Origin of the sequence: Planococcus sp. NCCP-2050 (assembly GCF_023708025.1) — a bacterium.
Classification (GTDB): Bacteria; Bacillota; Bacilli; order Bacillales_A; family Planococcaceae; genus Planococcus.
Map to the genome: position 1 here is coordinate 96,728 of NZ_BRCX01000005.1, position 17,851 is coordinate 114,578.

General features: G+C 43.2%; 18 protein-coding genes. 7 read left to right on the plus strand and 11 right to left on the minus strand.

Annotation, left to right across the window (positions count from 1 at the left end; genetic code table 11):
* The first annotated feature begins 225 nt into the window (after positions 1-225).
* Positions 226-690: a BsuPI-related putative proteinase inhibitor gene (locus NFU07_RS14685; protein WP_251479362.1), complete on the plus strand. Its 465-nt coding sequence runs from the start codon at positions 226-228 to the stop codon at positions 688-690.
* A gap of 52 nt (positions 691-742) precedes the next feature.
* Here the strand turns inward: NFU07_RS14685 and NFU07_RS14690 are convergent, their stop codons facing one another.
* Positions 743-1,618, minus strand: a complete 876-nt coding sequence (locus NFU07_RS14690) for an AraC family transcriptional regulator (protein WP_251479364.1) — start codon at positions 1,616-1,618, stop codon at positions 743-745.
* 233 nt (positions 1,619-1,851) lie between these two features.
* Between NFU07_RS14690 and NFU07_RS14695 the strand changes: the two genes are divergently transcribed.
* Positions 1,852-2,289 carry a VOC family protein gene (locus tag NFU07_RS14695; protein ID WP_251479366.1) on the plus strand — a complete coding sequence of 146 codons (438 nt, stop codon included), beginning with the start codon at positions 1,852-1,854 and terminating at the stop codon, positions 2,287-2,289.
* Between the two features lie 61 nt (positions 2,290-2,350).
* Here the strand turns inward: NFU07_RS14695 and NFU07_RS14700 are convergent, their stop codons facing one another.
* Positions 2,351-3,712: a VWA domain-containing protein gene (locus NFU07_RS14700; RefSeq protein ID WP_251479368.1), complete on the minus strand. Its 1,362-nt coding sequence runs from the start codon at positions 3,710-3,712 to the stop codon at positions 2,351-2,353.
* Positions 3,713-3,851: 139 nt separating this feature from the next.
* On the opposite strand from NFU07_RS14700, the gene NFU07_RS17785 reads away from it, so the two are divergent.
* On the plus strand, positions 3,852-4,142 hold the full coding sequence (locus tag NFU07_RS17785) for a DUF3953 domain-containing protein (protein ID WP_397443738.1): 291 nt from the start codon (positions 3,852-3,854) through the stop codon (positions 4,140-4,142).
* Positions 4,143-4,189: 47 nt separating this feature from the next.
* Here NFU07_RS17785 and NFU07_RS14705 read toward each other — a convergent pair whose 3' ends face one another.
* Positions 4,190-5,083: a macrolide 2'-phosphotransferase gene (locus tag NFU07_RS14705; protein ID WP_251479370.1), complete on the minus strand. Its 894-nt coding sequence runs from the start codon at positions 5,081-5,083 to the stop codon at positions 4,190-4,192.
* Positions 5,084-5,268: 185 nt separating this feature from the next.
* On the opposite strand from NFU07_RS14705, the gene NFU07_RS14710 reads away from it, so the two are divergent.
* Positions 5,269-6,018 carry an SDR family NAD(P)-dependent oxidoreductase gene (locus tag NFU07_RS14710; RefSeq protein ID WP_251479372.1) on the plus strand — a complete coding sequence of 250 codons (750 nt, stop codon included), beginning with the start codon at positions 5,269-5,271 and terminating at the stop codon, positions 6,016-6,018.
* 47 nt (positions 6,019-6,065) lie between these two features.
* On the opposite strand, the gene NFU07_RS14715 is transcribed toward NFU07_RS14710, so the two are convergent.
* The gene (locus tag NFU07_RS14715) at positions 6,066-6,626 is read right to left on the minus strand and encodes a DUF488 domain-containing protein (RefSeq protein ID WP_251479375.1); all 561 of its coding nucleotides are present in this window, start codon (positions 6,624-6,626) and stop codon (positions 6,066-6,068) included.
* Between the two features lie 160 nt (positions 6,627-6,786).
* Between NFU07_RS14715 and mug the strand changes: the two genes are divergently transcribed.
* Positions 6,787-7,293 carry a G/U mismatch-specific DNA glycosylase gene (gene mug, locus NFU07_RS14720; RefSeq protein WP_251479376.1) on the plus strand — a complete coding sequence of 169 codons (507 nt, stop codon included), beginning with the start codon at positions 6,787-6,789 and terminating at the stop codon, positions 7,291-7,293.
* Between the two features lie 177 nt (positions 7,294-7,470).
* Here mug and NFU07_RS14725 read toward each other — a convergent pair whose 3' ends face one another.
* The 3 genes from NFU07_RS14725 to NFU07_RS14735 form a co-directional block, all read right to left on the minus strand.
* Complete coding sequence (locus NFU07_RS14725; protein WP_251479378.1) at positions 7,471-8,019, minus strand: DUF1697 domain-containing protein; 549 nt, start codon at positions 8,017-8,019, stop codon at positions 7,471-7,473.
* A gap of 20 nt (positions 8,020-8,039) precedes the next feature.
* The gene (locus NFU07_RS14730) at positions 8,040-9,002 is read right to left on the minus strand and encodes an Abi family protein (protein WP_251479380.1); all 963 of its coding nucleotides are present in this window, start codon (positions 9,000-9,002) and stop codon (positions 8,040-8,042) included.
* 86 nt (positions 9,003-9,088) lie between these two features.
* Positions 9,089-10,288 (minus strand): Bcr/CflA family efflux MFS transporter, encoded by a 1,200-nt coding sequence (locus NFU07_RS14735; protein ID WP_251479382.1) that lies wholly within the window; start codon positions 10,286-10,288, stop codon positions 9,089-9,091.
* Positions 10,289-10,672: 384 nt separating this feature from the next.
* On the opposite strand from NFU07_RS14735, the gene NFU07_RS14740 reads away from it, so the two are divergent.
* Positions 10,673-11,179, plus strand: coding sequence for a DUF2798 domain-containing protein (locus NFU07_RS14740; RefSeq protein WP_251479383.1), 507 nt, complete (start codon positions 10,673-10,675; stop codon positions 11,177-11,179).
* 94 nt (positions 11,180-11,273) lie between these two features.
* Here NFU07_RS14740 and NFU07_RS14745 read toward each other — a convergent pair whose 3' ends face one another.
* The 4 genes from NFU07_RS14745 to NFU07_RS14760 form a co-directional block, all read right to left on the minus strand.
* A complete protein-coding gene (locus NFU07_RS14745; protein ID WP_251479385.1) occupies positions 11,274-12,848 on the minus strand; it encodes a glycosyltransferase family 2 protein in 1,575 nt (524 codons plus the stop codon).
* A gap of 24 nt (positions 12,849-12,872) precedes the next feature.
* Complete coding sequence (locus NFU07_RS14750) at positions 12,873-13,610, minus strand: glycoside hydrolase family 16 protein (RefSeq protein WP_251479387.1); 738 nt, start codon at positions 13,608-13,610, stop codon at positions 12,873-12,875.
* Between the two features lie 379 nt (positions 13,611-13,989).
* The gene (gdhA, locus tag NFU07_RS14755) at positions 13,990-15,372 is read right to left on the minus strand and encodes an NADP-specific glutamate dehydrogenase (protein ID WP_251479389.1); all 1,383 of its coding nucleotides are present in this window, start codon (positions 15,370-15,372) and stop codon (positions 13,990-13,992) included.
* Positions 15,373-15,764: 392 nt separating this feature from the next.
* Complete coding sequence (locus NFU07_RS14760) at positions 15,765-16,262, minus strand: pyridoxamine 5'-phosphate oxidase family protein (RefSeq protein ID WP_251479391.1); 498 nt, start codon at positions 16,260-16,262, stop codon at positions 15,765-15,767.
* A 180-nt stretch (positions 16,263-16,442) separates the two neighbouring features.
* On the opposite strand from NFU07_RS14760, the gene NFU07_RS14765 reads away from it, so the two are divergent.
* Positions 16,443-17,807: a YjiH family protein gene (locus NFU07_RS14765; protein ID WP_251479393.1), complete on the plus strand. Its 1,365-nt coding sequence runs from the start codon at positions 16,443-16,445 to the stop codon at positions 17,805-17,807.
* Positions 17,808-17,851: the final 44 nt, after the last annotated feature.

Here is a 17,851-nt window from a genome sequence, read left to right on the forward strand (position 1 = left end):
CAAGCGGAACGGATATCATGATGGCTAAAACAATTCCGACGACAATTAGCGAACTTCCCATTTTTCCACAACCTATCTCTTTGATTCTCTTGCTTCCACTGTATCACGTTCCACAATTTTTTGGCTGCCTTTGCCGATAAACTTTGTAACTTTTCGTGAACGTGAACGTTCTCATGTATAAGTACATTTCCATCTACTCGAAATGGCATAAAGGAGGAAATTCCGATGAAATTAAAAAAAAGTTTTCTTTTTCTGGCATTCATCGCGTTCTGCTTCATCTTGACTGCATGCGGCACTACTGATGCGGGGTCAGGCTCAGAAGGCAATAAGGAAAACGCAGAAAATGAGGAGGCTGGAGAAATGAAGCCCGCCGTAAAAGAAGAAGATGGAACTTTCCGCTATACACTCGACAATCAAACAAGCGAAGATGTAAAGTTCGATTTCACAAGTGGGCAGCGTTTTGACTTTGCCTTGTCAAATGAAACGGGTGATCAAGTATTCCTTTTTTCTTCTGTCAGCATGTTCACTCAAGCACTGGGTGAAGAAACTGTCGCAGCAGGCGATAAACTGAGCTACGATTTAGAAGTGCCTGAACTTGATTTAGAACCTGGCACGTATACGCTTGAAGCTTGGTTGACGCCTGAAGAAGGACCTGCATTTGAAGCGAAAACCGAATACAAAGTCCAATAAACGTCTATAGCAATAGGAAAGCCGCATTCGTTTTTTTCGAATGCGGCTTTTTTTAGTTTTTCATTCTCTTAACCGGAATCCAGATTTCACTTTCTACATTCTGCATGTCTTCAAAGTTGCCGTTAAAGGAAATTTCCGGCCCTTCGACCAGCTCATAATTTGACGACGGCAGCCATTCCGAGAAAATCTTTCCCCATGCATCTTGCAGCGTATGCGGAAATGGTCCAGAGACCTTAAAGATTGCCCACTCACCAGCTGGCACTTCTACCACATCAAATTCACCGAAATCGCCATCGAGTGTTGTCATCGAGCCGATCAGATGGTCGAGCTCCCCTTTCTCTTCAAACCGACCTTCATCAAAATGGAAGGATGCGTTGACGACCGTTTTCACTTCCATATTTCGAAAAGCCCCAAGCATCTTCCGCTGCTGTGCAGTAAGCGATTGGACCATTTTCATAATCTCCGGATTCTGGCCTTCAAAGACGATCGGCACCCGTTTTTTCAAGCCGACCAATTTAAAACTTTCTTTTTCTTCAATGCGATATTCCATATCCATTCCTCCTTGAATCGTTAATTGGAAAGTCAGGCGCGGAAACACCTTGAAAGAGGAACTGTTTTTCACATCAGAAGGACTCATGCCTGACCAATCGCGAAAAGCCCGGCTAAAGCCATCCGCTGACTCATACCCGTATTTTACCGCCAAATCCATGATTCGCTCTTTTCCTTGCTGGAGCTCCATTGCCGCTTTTGACAGGCGCCGATTTCGGATATAGACCCCTAAACTCATTCCGGACAAATAGGAAAACATCCTCCGGAAATGAAATTCTGAAACGCCTGAAATTCTAGCGACTTTGCCAAAATCGATTTGCCCGTCCAGTTGGCTTTCAATGTACGACAACGCTTCATTCATCTCTTTCAGCATATCCATGCCTTCAACCTCCCTTCTGTCTCCATTTTAGCGGACTGTTTTCCGGTCTGACCGATATTTTCTATACGGAAAATATCGCCTGCCAAAAAGATTAAATATTCAATAAACAAGATCATTTATTCCTTTAAAACTGTTATACTCTAATCATAACGAGTGTCGTGGCATCTTGGAAAGTTTTCAAATTCTCCAGCATCAAATGCCTTCGGGCAAAAAATATAGAAAGAAGGGTTAGGATGATTACGAAATTGTTTCCTTACTTGAATTTTGACGGCAATGGCCAAGAAGCAACCCATTATTATGTTGATGTTTTGGATGCCGAGTTGGCCGGAATAACGACGTATGGCGAAGCCAACGAAGGCAGTATGGAAGGGATACCGGAAGAAGCAAGGGATTTGGTGATGAATGCGCAGCTGGATTTGAAAAATGGGGATACTTTAATGATTTCCGATGTCCCTCCAGGAATGGGCATGTCTTTTCGGAAAGGCAATAATGTTTCATTGACTGTCACTATGGACGATATGGAAGAAGCCCGGCGAATGTTCGGCAAACTGGCTGATGGCGGAGTTGTCATGATGGATTTGCAGGAAACGTTTTGGAGTCCATTATACGGCAGCCTGACAGATAAGTACGGCATTGAATGGCAGATCTCAGTGGATGCCAATACCGAATGACCTCATAGAAAAAGGGGGTTGTCCCAAATTACCTTTGGGACAACCCCCTTTTTAAACTTCTTTATTGTTTATAAGTCTCTTGCTTTTCTTCTTTCATTTCATCCACTTTCTTCTCGAGGGCTGCTTTCATTTCTTTTCGGATGCTGTCTTTCCGTTCTTTTTCCTGGTCGAAGTAATGATTGACCGTATCGTGGCGAATATTAATCAGCTCGAGATATCGCTTGACCGCTTCTTCATCCTTGAACTTATCCAGTTCCTTTAAATCGTAGCGCAAACTATGCATTTCATTTTTGGCTGACAGGATTTTAAACGAAATGTCATTATTGAGCGCCAACAGCTCGAAATAGATGTCGTTGCTTTGGGCCAGGATATCGAAAGAACGGTCATTTCCCCAAGCGAGCCATTCCCAGTAAAGCCGGCTGTATTCCTGCTTTAAATAGTCATTCAATTCATTTTCCGAATACACCGATTTGTATTGCCCATTGCCCGCTTTTGCCACAGCTTCTAATTGCTCCTGCCCTTCATTGTCCACATCGAAGCCGATAATATTTACTTCAGCCTGGATATTTGAAGCTGCCAAGGACGACGCTGCTGCTACTGGATCGCCTCCGCATGTTTCAATGCCGTCACTGACGACGTAAATGACATTGCGCACATTTTCGCCGGTCTGCTGCTTCAGATCTTGCTCAGCCGCTTGGATAGCTCCTGCCAAAGGAGTCCAGCCGGCCGGATCGAACTTTTCCAATGCCGCAGTGAACCCTGATTCTTCATAAGGCGATAATTCATACACCACTTCGTTGCTCTTGCACGACATTTCTTTTGCTTCTTCCGTTCCTGTCCCTTTATGGCCATAAACACGAAGCATCACATTGGACCCCTCCGGCAGATCAGATGCATATTGCTGAATCGCCTGCTTGGCCAGCTTCATCTTTTGCCCGCCGGCTACTTCCCCTGCCATGCTGCCGCTTGCATCCAGTAAGATCGCGACATTGACCGTTTCTTGTTCCGGAATCTCAATTTCATCTTCAGGCGTCGAAGAATCGATTTGAATGGTCGGATCCAACTCCTCGAATTTCCGGGCTTCCTCTTCAATATCCGCTGCAAACAAAGAAACGGCGATTGAATAAGCTTCCTCTCCCGTCAAATTGTCCGGCAAAGTTTCGATTTCTTGCAAAATCTCTTGTTGATTTTCTTCGGTTAACTCTTGGGTATCATACTTTCCTTTTTCTTTCACGATTTCTTCAACATTATGTATAGCCGCTTCCGGTATGTCTAATTCCGTGTCTTTTTCTTTTTTCGGCTCGGCTGCTTCTTTTTCAGCCGCTGGCTTTTCTTCTGCACTGGTACTCTTTTCTTCAGAACAGCCAACAAGAAGAAATGCGAACACTAACCCAATTGCCAATAGCCATCTAGCATTTTTCATTTTGCTTCCTCCATTTTGCTTATGTGATGAGTCATTTACGCCTTTCGCTGACGGAAGTTTCATTTCCCAACATTTTTGGTTCTTACGAACTGCTTTATTCCCATTCGATTAGTTAATTCGAAGTTTATTTGAAAGAGATATGTTAAACTTGAAATGTATTAAATTACCAAAAATAATCCGAAAGGAGAAATTAACGATAGAAAAACTCACTCAAATCATAGCCACTCTTGCCATCATCATTTTCGTTTCAGATTTTTTCATCGACAGCTGGCGAATTCCTATTAATGGGATATTTGCGTTACTTGCTTTATTGGTCGGTTTTATTGGCCTTGAACAATTCCAGAAGCAAAATAAACGAATGGCTTTTGCGTACTTTTCCTTCTCAGTCTTTCTGCTATTTACAATCAGTTTCGACTTTTATGCATCTTAACAGCCATCCAACTGATCAGCTGAATGGCTCAAGACATATATGGCGCCTTACGCTTCATTCAGTGCCGCTCTCGCCATCTCTATATATTCTTCGCTCTGTGACTTAATGGCAAATTCAGCAATATCAATTGGATAAGTGGCCGCAAGCTCCATAACATGCTCATTCATCTTTGGCCAAACGATGCCGCCTGCCTGCTCATACGCTTGAATCAGCCTGCTCAATTCACGCTCACCATGGGTGCGCAAATGACCGATGAAATCAGTAGAAACGTCTGCCACTTTCCCTTCAGTCCAGTCTATAAACCCGGTCATTTCTTCGTTAGCACCGATTAAAATATGGCCTGGATGCAAGTCTCCGTGGATAAATCCCGTATGCTTTGGCCACATAGATTCCTCATTCATCCACTTCTGCCAGCGCGCCCATAATTTTTCGCTGACGCCCATTTCCCTTTTTACTTTGTCCATTCGCTTTTGCAACGCTTCTTTGATTTGGTCTATAGTTGGTGCGCTCAATCCATGGTCTCGAATTTTCTCTAAAGGAATGGAGTGAAGCGACACCAGCCCTTTTGCCAGCGATTCGATATAAATCGTTGGCAACTTTTCCGGGTCAATTACCCAATCATAGCGCTGTTCTTCCTTATTGATCGTCCCTGCAGGCAACCCGTCCAATGCCCGGTAAACAATCAGATCATTTGAAGCTACTTTCCATTTTGGCGATTGTACGCTGAGATTCGGCTGCACCAGTCTCAGTATCTTCTGTTCTTTTTCAATTTCCTTTTGCACATCTGTTCTTCTCGGAATTCGCAGAACCCAAGAAATATGTGCTGCGTCTTTAAAAAGGACTACTAAGAAATCAAGGCCGGATTCGTTCACTTGCCATTCTCCCGCTTCCAGATCAAATCCGTACTTATTTGCCAACGCTTTTATTTCTTCTTTTTTCATGGCTCTCCGCCTTTCAAGACTTTTGTAATCTTTTCTTCATTGTATCGGAAATCCCTTTATTTTATTGATAATTCCGGATTTTCGAAGCGTGAGCACATCATTGTTTTTTAAAATTTTTTAAGGGGTATAGTTAAAAAGGTATAGGACGAACAAATCTTTTTAACAAAAAACGGAGGATGATTTTCATGAGTGGAGCTGCAATTATTACCGGAGGCGGAAGTGGCTTAGGACAAGCTACTGCACTTCGTTTAGCAAAAGATGGCATCAACATCGCAATTGTTGACGTGAACGAAAAAGGCGGCAACGAAACGGTTGAGATGGTAAAAGAGCTTGGACCAGACGCTTTTTTCATCAAAGCGGATGTTTCAAAATCGGAAGATGTCAAAAACTACGTGGATCAAACACTAGCGCATTTTGGTTCCATTGAGTACTTCTTCAACAATGCCGGCATTTCTGGCAGCGGAAAATACTTCATGGAAACAGAAATCAAAGAAATCGAACAAATCGTCGGCATTAACTTGATGGGCGCATTGTACGGTGTTCGCTATGTAGCGGAAGCTATGCTGAAAAATGGCGGAGGCTCTATCGTCAATACGGCATCTAGCGCTGGCGTCATTGGGCAGGATTCAGTTGTCACTTATTCTGCAACGAAGCACGGCATCGTCGGTTTGACGAAAAGCATGGTAGCGGAATATGCGAAAGACGGGTTGCGCGTCAATGCAATCGCTCCAGGTCCAACCGAAACGCCAATGGTTAAAGCTTTCTACGAAGCGAACCCGGAAATGAAAGCCAATGCAACAGCCGGCATTCCGCAAAAACGTTTAGGGACAGCGGAAGAAGTGGCTGAACTGGTCGCTTTCCTATTAACGTCTAAAGCACGATACATCAACGGCGAAGTCATCAGCATCGATGGCGGGTTCACGAACGTAAAATAAGAAATAGCGAAAAAGGCAAACCTCCTTCATTGAGAGGTTTGCCTTTTTTATGCAGGCGGCTCTTCTTTCGGATAAATGACCGAACCGTCTTCTTTGACTTCAGCTCGCGCTCCCCATATCCCGACCTCGTGCGGCACAAGCTCTACTGTCTCGCCTTTCCCGTCAATAATATGCTGGACTTCGTGTCCGTTTGCCACGAGCCAGTTGCTGATCAACAAACGGTGGCAGCGGGATGGGTGGCGTTCTGAACAACAATAAGCCACGCGTTTTTGAGAAGCTTTTTCCAGCAATTCCTCAATTCCTTGCTGAAATTCTTCACTTAAAGTATAGTCCGCATAATTCTGGAAAGAACGGTTGCGCCAGCCCGCGTTCACTTCCTCGTCCACTTCTTTCGATTTTCTTCGCCTGCCGCCAAGTTTGCCGAAGTGTTCATAAATGATGCCTTCCGCTGAAAGCCATTCAGGAAAAACGCCTTTCGAAAACTGCGGCCATTTTTTGCTGCCAGGGAATGCCCGGACATCGGCCAATAATTCGATCTCCTGTTCTTTCAGCATCTTATGGAAAAATTCTTTTGAATGGCTGGAATGCCCGATGGTGTAAATGATCATTGCAAGCTCTCCTCGTTTCATTATTCGCTTGCTTCTCCTATTCCTTGCTCTGCCTCAAATTAAACCATGCAGTACCCACAGTTTTTTCTGTACGTGAAAGGATGCTACAATACGGTAAAGCGAGCAACCATGAATTACCCAATAAAGGAGGCATCCGTTTTTGCAACTCGAACCGATTTCCGATCATCTAAAAGAAAATTTAAAAATTCTTTTTGTCGGCTTTAATCCGAGCATCCGCTCTTCAGAAACCGGCTACCACTATGCCAACCCAACGAACCGATTCTGGAAAATCCTATATCAAGCAGGCCTAACTCCATGGAAGTTTGCACCAGAAGAAAACAGCAAGCTTCTCGATTTAGGGTTCGGCTTAACGAATATTGTCGCCCGCCCCACAAAAGAAGCGGCCGAGATAACGAAAGCAGAATACAAAGAAGGCGCGGCATTGCTCCAAGAAAAAATCCTGAAATTCAAACCGACCGCTGTCTGCTTTGTCGGAAAAGGCGTCTATCAGGAATACAGCAAAATGCGCCAAATTCCATGGGGCCTGCAGGAAGAGCCGGTACTTCCTGGAGTCATCGAATACGTCGCCCCTTCATCAAGCGGCCTTGTGCGCATGAAATTCGATGAAATCGTCCAAATCTATGAGGACTTAAAGCGCTACGTCTGAATATCTCCAGGTTTTCTGGCTATGGTCATTTTAACCGGATTTATTCAGTTTTTGTGAAATACGCCCAGTTGAGTGAAAAATATGCACCATTGATGCTAAAATACGCCCAGTAATCCTTAAAATACGCTTCTCAATAAAAACGGCCGTCCTTTCCACGAAAGGACGGCTCTTTTGTGATTATTCCAAGCTTTCGATCAAGCTCACAAGTTTACGGACCGTATTGACATTGCGGATGGTGACTTTGCGGTAAATATCCGTTCCAACAATTTTCACCATACCGCTTTTAGTAACGTTTTCTCTCGCAACCGACCAAAGAATAGCCCCGGGGACATAAATGACTTGGTCAATTTCCGGTTTCAGATGAAGCAGTTCCCTTACATTTTCATGATCCACTTCTTCCCAAAGGAATAAGACATCGCTTTTCATCTCTTTGTCATTCAACCAATTTTCAGGAAGTGCTTTCGCGATGGAGATGAATTCATCTGCAGTATAAATCAGGACTTTGATCTTCAAACCGAATTGCTCTTGGATGGCTTTTTCCGTGATTGGCCCCAGTTCCTTTTTTGATGCATGATCACTTTTAAAAAGGATGTTTCCCGAATTGATATAGGTCTTAACCGATTCCAACCCTGCTTGTTCAAACGCTTGCTTTAAGGCTTTCATATCGATTTTATTATTGCCGCCAACGTTAATCCCTCTGAGCAGCGCTACGTAAGTATTGTCCATTACTCCACTCTCCCATTCAATTAAAGTGAATAAAAACCTGCGTCTTTCATAATGATGCCGAAAGCCCGGCTTTGGACATTTTCTTTCAACTCATCTATTAATCGAGCCAATTCAGCGGAAAAAATATCGTACTCTTCCTTCGCCAGTACAAGCTTTAGTAAAGCGGCAACTGAATACACAGTGCCTTGGCTTAAACTTCCGGATTCTTTTTGCAGACGGATTTCCAATTCCTTAAGGTCAACTGGATGCGGCAGCCGAAAACGGTAAATCACTTCTTCATGCGCAGATTTATTGCGGTAAGGAAATGCCACTTCTAAAATGGCATCAAGCTCGTAGGCGCTCAGCTGCAGGTTTGTGTATTCTTCACTGAATTCTTCCGCAAAGTTCTGGGCAATCCTTTCCCGCAGCTCCTCATCGATTACTTGATAAAAGTTAATGATTTGTCCGAGCGATAAAAAGTTGACGAGCACCCAGAGCGGCACATTTCGATGCTTGTCGAAAAAATCTCGGATAGCTGGATACCTCACGCGATCGCGCTTTTTATGGCTTTTGATCAAGTTCGCGAGCGTCGAAATGACGCGGTCGCGTTCGTGGTGATGCTCCCTGTTTTCGCTATAATTTCCAGGCTCTAAAAAGCTATCCTTGCCCTGGAATTTCTCAGAGAAACGATAAGCGATCTTTGATTTCATATTCTTTTCAAATTTCAGCAGTTCGTTCAGCATCAAGATGCGCAATTCCCGATCGAAACGGTAGAGCGCATAGATATGGCTGAACTCCGTCCCTTCCCGGTAGCGCTCCTGCCCATACGGATTTAAACGCTCATCGTGTTCCATGAACGGTTCTTTGTAGCCATCAATCAAGGCGTAATAATTCTCACGGGACAAAATCCGTTTCGCCCGGGCCACGTCTTTTACGATCAACCCCCGGTCGCGCAAAATCTGTATTTGTTCATCATGGTCTGCAAAAAACTTCACAATTCTCATCCTCTATAAATACTTCTTTCTCTTACTTTAATCGAGCGCGCCAAAGAAATAAACCATAAAAAGGAGCCGCAATGAATGCGGCTCCTTTACGCTTTAGGCTTTCCAGTCAACGCGGCAAATGCAAGCAGTCCAAGAACAGATGATCCAAATAGAATCGCTCCCATCGGAACTGCTGATAATTCGTTAATGCCGACTAGCGGAGATACAATCGAACCGATAACGAGCGGCAGCATGCCGACAACGGCACTGGCACTCCCTGCCCGGTGGCCTTGGTCTCGCATGGCGAGTGTAAACGAACTCGTGAACGTCATGCCGACTGCGATCATATAGATGAAAATCGAAATGACAAGTGCTGCGAGCGGACCTTCGATGATCGTCATAATGAATAATATCAATGTCGCGGCAACAGCAACCCATGCAGCACCTTGCAATAAGCGATGTTCAGAGACGATCCCGCCGAACTTCCCGATGATTGTGCTGCCTAAAATCATAGCGATACCGTTAATACCGAAGAGCACGCTGAACACTTGCGGTGAGACCCCGTATATTTCCTGATAAACAAAAGGCGTCCCTGCCACGTAAGCAAAACTTCCTCCATGAATCAGGCCGACGACAAGCGCATAGCCGATAAAAGGCCGCGCTTTGAACAAACTCCCCATTGTCCGAATGGAAGTTCCAATCGAACTTGGCATCCTCTTCTCAGAGGGCAAGGTTTCGGGCAGCCGCAGTGTGACAATCACAACCATGATCAATCCAAGCAAACTTAAAAAGTAGAAAATGCTTTCCCAGCCTCCGAAGGGCAATGCAAGAATGCCTCCTCCTGCAATCGGTGCCACCATAGGTGCAACGGCATTGATGACCATCAGTAAAGCAAAGAACTTCGTCATTTCCCTTCCCGTAAAAACGTCGCTGACTACAGCTCTTGATAAGACCACTCCTCCTGCAGCTGTAAAACCTTGCAGAAAACGAGCGGCAATCAATAACTCAATCGTCGGAGCAACAGCACAAAGAAGCGATGACAACGCAAAGAGAATGACCGAAATGATCAACGGTTTTCTTCTGCCATGGGCGTCACTCAAAGGCCCGACCACAATCTGCCCCGCCGCCAGTCCAATCAAACAAGCAGTCAAACTAAGCTGGACTGATGATATATGAGCGTCCAAATCTTGTGCGATTAAAGGAAAACCAGGCAAATACATATCAATATTTAAAGGAGCCAATACCCCGAGCATGCTGAGAAGCAAAGCGAGCCCCAATCTTTTTCTTCCTTTTGGATTATGCAGCATGTATAAAACACCTCTCACTAAATTATCTAATTAACTATACATGAATTACAGGAACAGTTTCAGCAATTTCTTCATTTTTCTTCAGGAACTTAAAAAGACACAAAATGGACACTTACCTCGAAACTAGCCATATTGGTATTGTAGTAAACAGACTGAACCAATTAATGTCTTTAAATTGAGTGTGCTCCTGATTGCCAGGTTCACAAAAGTGTATGTTAACAATGGTGAATATAGCGGATGCAAACAAGAATATTTCACTTTCTATTCTATGCTTTTTTCCTTTGATGCACTTCAAGCTTTTTTCCATTGCCGGAACGAATGCTTTATTTAGATAAGACTTACTGGAATATGCAGTCAAAAATGATTTTTGAAAGGAAGTAAAACATGCAACAAGAAAAAAGACTGCCAAGAAACCCGAAAGAAGGCTTGCTATACGGCACCTTGATTTCCACGATGACGGTATTGTTCATGACCTCATTCAGTACGATCTATTTTGCCGGAACTTTCAACGGAGACATCGCCTTTTCAATTTTAAAAATGGTGCCCATCATGTGGATCATCGTAATGATTATCGAACCTGCTATTTTTGGGCGCCTTGCTGAAGCATTGACAGCTAAATTCACTAAGCCCACTGATAGCTTCAATTCAAAAATTCTTTTTCGCATCCTTTTCACGGTCCTCGGAATGTCAGCGGCTATGACTTTCCTTGGCGACCTTGTCGGAAATGGATTCCATGCTGAAATCTTCAGCAATTGGCTGCAGTATTGGCCGCGCAATTTTCTGATTGTCCTTGCTGCTGAAAGCTTAGTCATTCAGCCGATCGCCCGTTTCGTGATGGTTAAAATGCATGACGCACAAGATAAAAAAGCGCTAGCTTCAATTGCAGGATAATAAAAAACTCCCAGACTGTAAAAGTCCGGGAGTTTTCTATATTCATGAAGAAATAAAAGAAAATCAATAATAGATAACTGAAATTTCAGATATTTTAGTGCAGATTCATGCGTTGTTCATCTCCCTGAGCCGCATGGAAACTTTCTTGGCTTACCTCTGCCACTAAATCTTCGATCGGATCCAGCACTGTTTTCGTGACTAGTTCTTGGAGCAACTCAGGCACCGTTTCTGGCTCTTCTTGGAAATCAGGCGTCGGAGTAATGACGGCTGCTATTTCCATCGCCACTTCTTTAATCGGCAAAGCCCCAACTAGCGGAAGCGGCGTAGAGATAGTAGGTTCAGTTGGATAGATGGAAACGATTCCCGTCCGTTCTAGCTTGTTCCACGTATGTTCCCGTTCAAGTACGTATGCGATTGAACCATATAAGAAATAATAAGCATCCAATAGACGGTAACTAACCAATTCGATAGCGGAAAATAAAGTGATTTTGAAGTAATCGAATTTCGGATAGGCATGCCCATATCTGTTTGAAACCACATATGATCCGACGCGCTGCGTAATTTGAAGCACTGCGGTCATGGCTAATAACAAAAGTGTCAAATCCGACACTGTAGCTGTTATGAAGCCGTAAGCAAGAAACGCCGTTGTGAAAATGCCAGCCACTCCCGGAAGCAATGAATCAATAAAGATAAAGAAAACGAGTTTGAAGCCCAGCTTTTCCACTTTCCCCTTATGATACATCTTCAAAGCATCGATAAAGCCTTTTTGCCATCTAACTCTCTGCTTGGATAAACTTTTAAAGTCGCCCGGCACTTCTGTATAACATTCCGCTTTCGGCACAAAAACCAACTTGCCTTTTGTATAGGTGTTTTTGATCAATTGCTGCATTCTGAGCGTGATTTCCATGTCTTCTCCAATTGTCTTTTTATATCCTCCCGCTTCATATAAAGCAAAAGCCTTAAATGCACCAAACGCTCCGGATACGACAGAAACTACTCCGAATTTTGATTGCACAAATCGTTTGACGTAAAACGACAGCATATAATCAGACAATTGATAGCGAGTCAGTCCGTTGCCTTTAAAAGACGGTTTCGATTCCTTATACATTTGCCCAACATGCACCATACCGCCTCCCGCGATTACATTCGGATCTTGCATCGCTTCATTTATATGGGTCAAGGCATTTTTTTGTAAAATACTATCCGCATCCAAAGTAATGATGATGTCGCCAGAAGCATAGTCTGCTCCTGCATTCAATGCATCCGCCTTTCCTCCATTCACCTTATCGAGCACTTTTACATGAGGATAAGTGGCAGAAACAAAGGTACGGATGACTGGATTATAAGCCAATTTGTCTTTTGCTAAGAGCAATTCTTCCTTCAAATCCAATAAATCCGCTAATAATTTCATTGTTTCATCATCTGAACCATCGTTTATTAAAATCAATTCGAAATTCTTATAATCCAAATTTTGAAAACCTGTAAAGCAACTCGCTAAAACTTTTGCTTCGTTATAGGCGGGCACAAGAATCGACATTTTCGATTCCTCTATATCTTTCCTGATGGTCGTATCTTTTTTCGTCATTTTTAACGCTAAAACCAAGTACAATAATTGAATCGTGAAGAATACGGCCCACGGTATTAAACATATGATTAAAAACACACTCATAATTCCATCCCCTTAACTCTATTTTTATTTTTGGTAATATCTAATCCAGTCGACGAGCAGCTGTGCTGGAAATGGTGTAGTTTCATCCGGTTCTCCGACCCAATCGCCTCCCACCCCCGTATTGATGAATAAGTACATTTCTTCATCAGGTACAAAAGTCGTGCTTGTATACAGAGGCGTTCCATCAACAAAAAATGTAATCTTTTCGGGATACCATTCAATGCCGAACGTATGATAATCTGTCGTCAAATTCGGCAAATCCGAAAGGTTATAATCCTTTCCATATATCCGGTTCACTTCATAATGGATTGTGCTCCAAACTTGCCCTGGCTGTTGGCCGAGTATTTCTACGATATCGATTTCCGGAAAAGCCTTCCCAGCATTGTTCCAAAGCCATATGGCAGGCAACAATCCCGTCCCTGCTGGAAATTTCGCTCTCACCTCGAGTTTCCCGTATTTAAATACGACTTTTCCTTTTGTTGTGACCGCCCCTGACGTATATGGAAATCCTTGAGACATCTCCTTTTTTGTGTGGATTTTCAAATCGCCCGCACTCACCTCCACATTTTCAGGCTTGTAATGCTGGCTTCTGTTTCCGTATCCATAAGGATCGTCCAATACATTCCAACGAGCTGGATCGAGCGCTTCCCCATCAAACTCTTCATTCCAGACGATCTTCCAGGGTACTGTATTGTGATCTTCCAACACTCCCCCGTTATTCACTAATGGAGATTCTGATGATGGCGGCGGCAAATAATCCATATACGTTCCTCCTCCCGCTAAACAAAATAGCGCCATTAATGCACAAATTGTGCCGCTCAAAACGTTCATTCCATCACCCTGCCTAAAAGTAATAAAAAACTTGTTTATTTTTGACATCTAATACTATATGACTAGTTAAACCTTATTTTCTGAGTCATAGAGGTTACAATATAGTTCTAAGGTTAAAATTGAGTTAAATTTTCTTAATATTTAGAATGTTTTATGCTAAAAATATGTGAATTCCGCTTTTTTACAAAGTTTCTTAAAAAATGGGTATTATCGAAGACATAAATAACAGGGGCAATGGCGATAAAATCCATAAAAAAACGCTTAGACATTTTTTGTCTAAGCGTTTTTTGCAAGCAATATGAAATTTAAGTTAGTTTAATCCATGTTCGAGCATGGCATCCGCCACTTTTTTAAATCCGGCAATATTTGCGCCGGCAATTAAATTTCCAGGTGCACCATATTTCCCTGCAGTTTCGATGCAGTTTTTGTAAATATTCTTCATGACTTGATGCAACTTTTCATCAACTTCTTCAGAAGTCCAAGAATAACGCATGCTGTTTTGGGACATTTCCATAGCTGATACAGCAACTCCACCTGCATTCGCAGCTTTTGCAGGAGCAAACAATACTTGGTTATTCGTCAGAACGCGAACAGCTTCTTCATTGCATGGCATATTGGCTCCTTCCCCAATGGCTTTCACCCCATTCTCGACCAACGCCTCTGCATCTTCACGGCCAATCTCATTTTGGGTCGCACACGGAAGTGCGATGTCACAAGGAATTTTCCAAATATCTGATTTATCCTTCCCAAAGCGTGCTTTCGGATGATGCTCCAGATAATGATAGATTCGTTTGCGTTCCACTTCTTTGAGCTGTTTGACTGTATTTACATCAATTCCTTCGGGATCATAAATATATCCTTCCGAATCGCTGCAAGCGACTACGGTTGCACCGAACTCGATCGCTTTCTCCATCGCATAAATAGAGACATTCCCAGATCCTGAAACAATGACTTTACTGCCTTCAAATGAAAGCCCTTCGTCTTTAAGCATTTCTTCCACAAAATAGACCGTCCCATAGCCTGTAGCTTCTTTCCGGATCAAACTTCCCCCATTGTCGGGGTTTTTTCCTGTAAAAACCCCAGCTTCGAATGCATTGCGGATTCGCTTATATTGACCGAATAAATAACCGATTTCGCGTTTTCCAACACCGATATCACCAGCCGGCACGTCAATATCCGGTCCGATATGGCGGCTTAGTTCTGTCATAAAACTTTGGCAAAAGCGCATGATTTCGCGGTCTGAACGCCCTTTCGGATCGAAATCAGAGCCGCCTTTACCGCCTCCGATTGGCAGACCAGTCAAAGCATTTTTGAAAATCTGTTCAAATCCAAGAAATTTCACAACGCTTCCGGTAAGGGTCGGATGGAAACGAAGGCCGCCTTTAAATGGCCCTAGCGTACTGTTAAATTGCACACGGTAGCCGCGATTTACATGCACATTTCCATGATCATCTTCCCACGTCACCCGAAATGCAATAAATCGCTCCGGTTCAGAAATTCGCTCTAAAATACCTTCTTCTATATATTCCGGATGCTGTTCAAACACTGGCTGCAGCGAAGAAAAAACTTCCCATGTCGCTTGCAGAAATTCTGTCTCACCTGGATTGCGGTCTTTCACTTTCTTGTGTATAGCTTTTATGTATTCGTGAGCGGATTGCTCCTTTGTCTGAATGCTTTCGGTTACTGCTTTCACTTTATTCTCCCCCTCGATTGCATACTAATTGATCTAATAGTTATGAATAATTATGCGAAAAAATCAATATTAAATTCCATTATACAAATTGAAACACCAAGTTGCAAACAAGGATTAAGTATAGAAATATGTTACAAGTCTCTATTATTTTGGTTTATTTCTCTTCAATATTTTCAGCGAAAGCTTATTCACATCTTACACAGCCATGTATTTTATGCAAAATTTCTCATTTCAAAAAAGGGCTGTCCCATAAGTCGATTAATGACTTATGGGACAGCCCCGTGTTTCTAATAAAAAGCAGGAGAAATAGTCTCTGTCTCTGTCTCTGCATCGCTGCGCTAGCTTCGAGACATGAAAAAGAGTTGCATCGCTGCGCTTGCTTCCTTGCAGATTCAGTTATTAAATTTTACAGTTTCATTCATCTCTTCATCATCGCCCACTTTTTCATTGCTCGTGAGCTTTTTCGCGAATTTTTTCACTGCTTTTAATTTATTGCCCGATTCCCAATACTCTGCCGTATCAGCTGTAACTTTGATCAGCACAACGTTTGGATCGTCATAAGTCGTCTCGAGCATTTTTTCGAATATTGGATTCCAGTATTCCTTTTTCCGTTCAAGATCTTCTGAGAATTCAGCAGTTCCGCTGATTGAAACATAGGATTTTCCAGCATAAGCAAGGTTTACTGAAGGGTTAGCGATAATCTCCAAATATTTTGCTGTATCTTTTAAGGTTAAGAACCATAGCTCTCCGTCAAATTCTGCCTCTTGGGTCTGCATCGGTCTCGATACAGCTTTGCCATCTGTAATGGTTGTCAACATTGCGACTTCCACATCTTTGATCAAATCATTCACTGTTTTTACTGCTTCTTCATGAGTTGAAACGTTTTCCATTGATTAAATTCCTCCTTGAGATTTTCCAGATTTAAATAAGTTGCAATACAGATTAAATTCCCTTCTTAACAGCACCCTAAACTTTCCCAAGGTATTCTAAAAAAATAAGCTATTGTATAATTACGCATTTAGTCGTATATTAAATACATCTGATTTAACTGACATCTAGGAGGAAGACATATGGCTCTCATTCAAAACAATAAAAAAACGATTTCTCCTTCTGACACTTGGAAGTTTTTAATTCCTTCCCTCATAGGAGCCTTGCTGTTCTTATGCCCGATTTCCTATAACGGCGAAGTGACCATCGGCGTCGGCATTCTGGCATCTTTCCTCCAATCCACTTTCGGCGAAGCGATTCCGGCATTCATCGTGTTCTTGCTTGGGTTCTCAGCGATTGCGAGTTTGGCAGCAACTGCATTAAAACCTGCATTTGTGAAAAACTCGCCTTTCCTTCGCGCTACTTTTATTAACGGGCCTTTTGGTTTGATTGTCCGCGTGCTTGCTTTTGTTTTTGGGCTGATGACTTTTTACGAAATCGGTCCGGAAGTGATTTCTTCCCGGGCGACTGGCGGCGTGGTGCTTTATGATCTAGCACCGGTCTTGCTTACCTGGTTCTTGTTCGCAGGAATCTTATTGCCTCTACTCGTCGAATTCGGCCTGATGGAATTCGTCGGAGCTTTGCTCAATAAATTCATGCGCCCTGTTTTTACTCTGCCAGGACGCTCTTCTATCGATGCCATGGCTTCATGGATGGGCGCTGCCCCAGTGGGTGTATTGGTGACGATGAAGCAATACGATGAAGGCAATTATACGCAACGCGAAGCCGCGGTTATTGCTACCACGTTCTCGATTGCTTCTGTCGCTTTCAGTTTGGTCGTGGCGAATGTCGTCGGCATCGGCCATTTATTCCTGCCTTTTTACTTGGCTGTTTCTGTCGCTTGCATAGTCGCCGCTGTCATCATGCCGAGAATTCCACCCTTGTCCCGCAAAAAAGATATTTACTACGAGCCGGTGGGCAAACAAGTGGATGACACGATTCCGGAAGGTGTATCACTCGTAAAATGGGGATTTGACGAAGCCCGCATAAAAGCGAGCCGTGCAGCAAGCCCGAAAAAACTGGTTCAAACCGGAGTTGAAACCGTTTTGGATATCTGGCTTGCTTTAATCCCGCTCGTCATGGCACTCGGGACGGCAGCCTTGATAGTAGCGGAACACACGCCACTCTTTAAAATTATCTCGTACCCACTGATTCCTGTGCTGACATTGTTCGGATTGCCTGAAGCGGCTGAAGCTGCCTCTACTTTACTTGTCGGGTTCGCTGATATGTTCTTGCCTGCAGTGCTTGGCAGCGGAATTGAAAGTGAATTGACGCGCTTTGTTCTTGCTGGCGTTTCTTTGACTCAAATCATCTACATGTCTGAAATTGGGATTTTAATCTTGCGTTCGAACATCCCGGTTAAGTTTTGGGAACTTGGCGTAATTTTCATCTTGCGCACGATCATCACTCTACCGATTCTTGTGTTGTTCGCTCATTTATTCGTCTAAATGAAACGATCCATTTTTTTTAAGGAAATGGATCGTTTTTTATG

What these genes read in the sequence shown, in the direction of transcription:
- NFU07_RS14685 (WP_251479362.1), top strand. Translation starts at nt 226, where the DNA reads ATGAAATTAAAAAAAAGTTTTCTTTTTCTGGCATTCATCGCGTTCTGC.
- NFU07_RS14690 (WP_251479364.1), bottom strand. Translation starts at nt 1,618, where the DNA reads ATGGATATGCTGAAAGAGATGAATGAAGCGTTGTCGTACATTGAAAGC.
- NFU07_RS14695 (WP_251479366.1), top strand. Translation starts at nt 1,852, where the DNA reads ATGATTACGAAATTGTTTCCTTACTTGAATTTTGACGGCAATGGCCAA.
- NFU07_RS14700 (WP_251479368.1), bottom strand. Translation starts at nt 3,712, where the DNA reads ATGAAAAATGCTAGATGGCTATTGGCAATTGGGTTAGTGTTCGCATTT.
- NFU07_RS17785 (WP_397443738.1), top strand. Translation starts at nt 3,852, where the DNA reads ATGTTAAACTTGAAATGTATTAAATTACCAAAAATAATCCGAAAGGAG.
- NFU07_RS14705 (WP_251479370.1), bottom strand. Translation starts at nt 5,083, where the DNA reads ATGAAAAAAGAAGAAATAAAAGCGTTGGCAAATAAGTACGGATTTGAT.
- NFU07_RS14710 (WP_251479372.1), top strand. Translation starts at nt 5,269, where the DNA reads ATGAGTGGAGCTGCAATTATTACCGGAGGCGGAAGTGGCTTAGGACAA.
- NFU07_RS14715 (WP_251479375.1), bottom strand. Translation starts at nt 6,626, where the DNA reads ATGATCATTTACACCATCGGGCATTCCAGCCATTCAAAAGAATTTTTC.
- NFU07_RS14725 (WP_251479378.1), bottom strand. Translation starts at nt 8,019, where the DNA reads ATGGACAATACTTACGTAGCGCTGCTCAGAGGGATTAACGTTGGCGGC.
- NFU07_RS14730 (WP_251479380.1), bottom strand. Translation starts at nt 9,002, where the DNA reads ATGAGAATTGTGAAGTTTTTTGCAGACCATGATGAACAAATACAGATT.
- NFU07_RS14735 (WP_251479382.1), bottom strand. Translation starts at nt 10,288, where the DNA reads ATGCTGCATAATCCAAAAGGAAGAAAAAGATTGGGGCTCGCTTTGCTT.
- NFU07_RS14740 (WP_251479383.1), top strand. Translation starts at nt 10,673, where the DNA reads ATGCAACAAGAAAAAAGACTGCCAAGAAACCCGAAAGAAGGCTTGCTA.
- NFU07_RS14745 (WP_251479385.1), bottom strand. Translation starts at nt 12,848, where the DNA reads ATGAGTGTGTTTTTAATCATATGTTTAATACCGTGGGCCGTATTCTTC.
- NFU07_RS14750 (WP_251479387.1), bottom strand. Translation starts at nt 13,610, where the DNA reads ATGGATTATTTGCCGCCGCCATCATCAGAATCTCCATTAGTGAATAAC.
- NFU07_RS14760 (WP_251479391.1), bottom strand. Translation starts at nt 16,262, where the DNA reads ATGGAAAACGTTTCAACTCATGAAGAAGCAGTAAAAACAGTGAATGAT.
- NFU07_RS14765 (WP_251479393.1), top strand. Translation starts at nt 16,443, where the DNA reads ATGGCTCTCATTCAAAACAATAAAAAAACGATTTCTCCTTCTGACACT.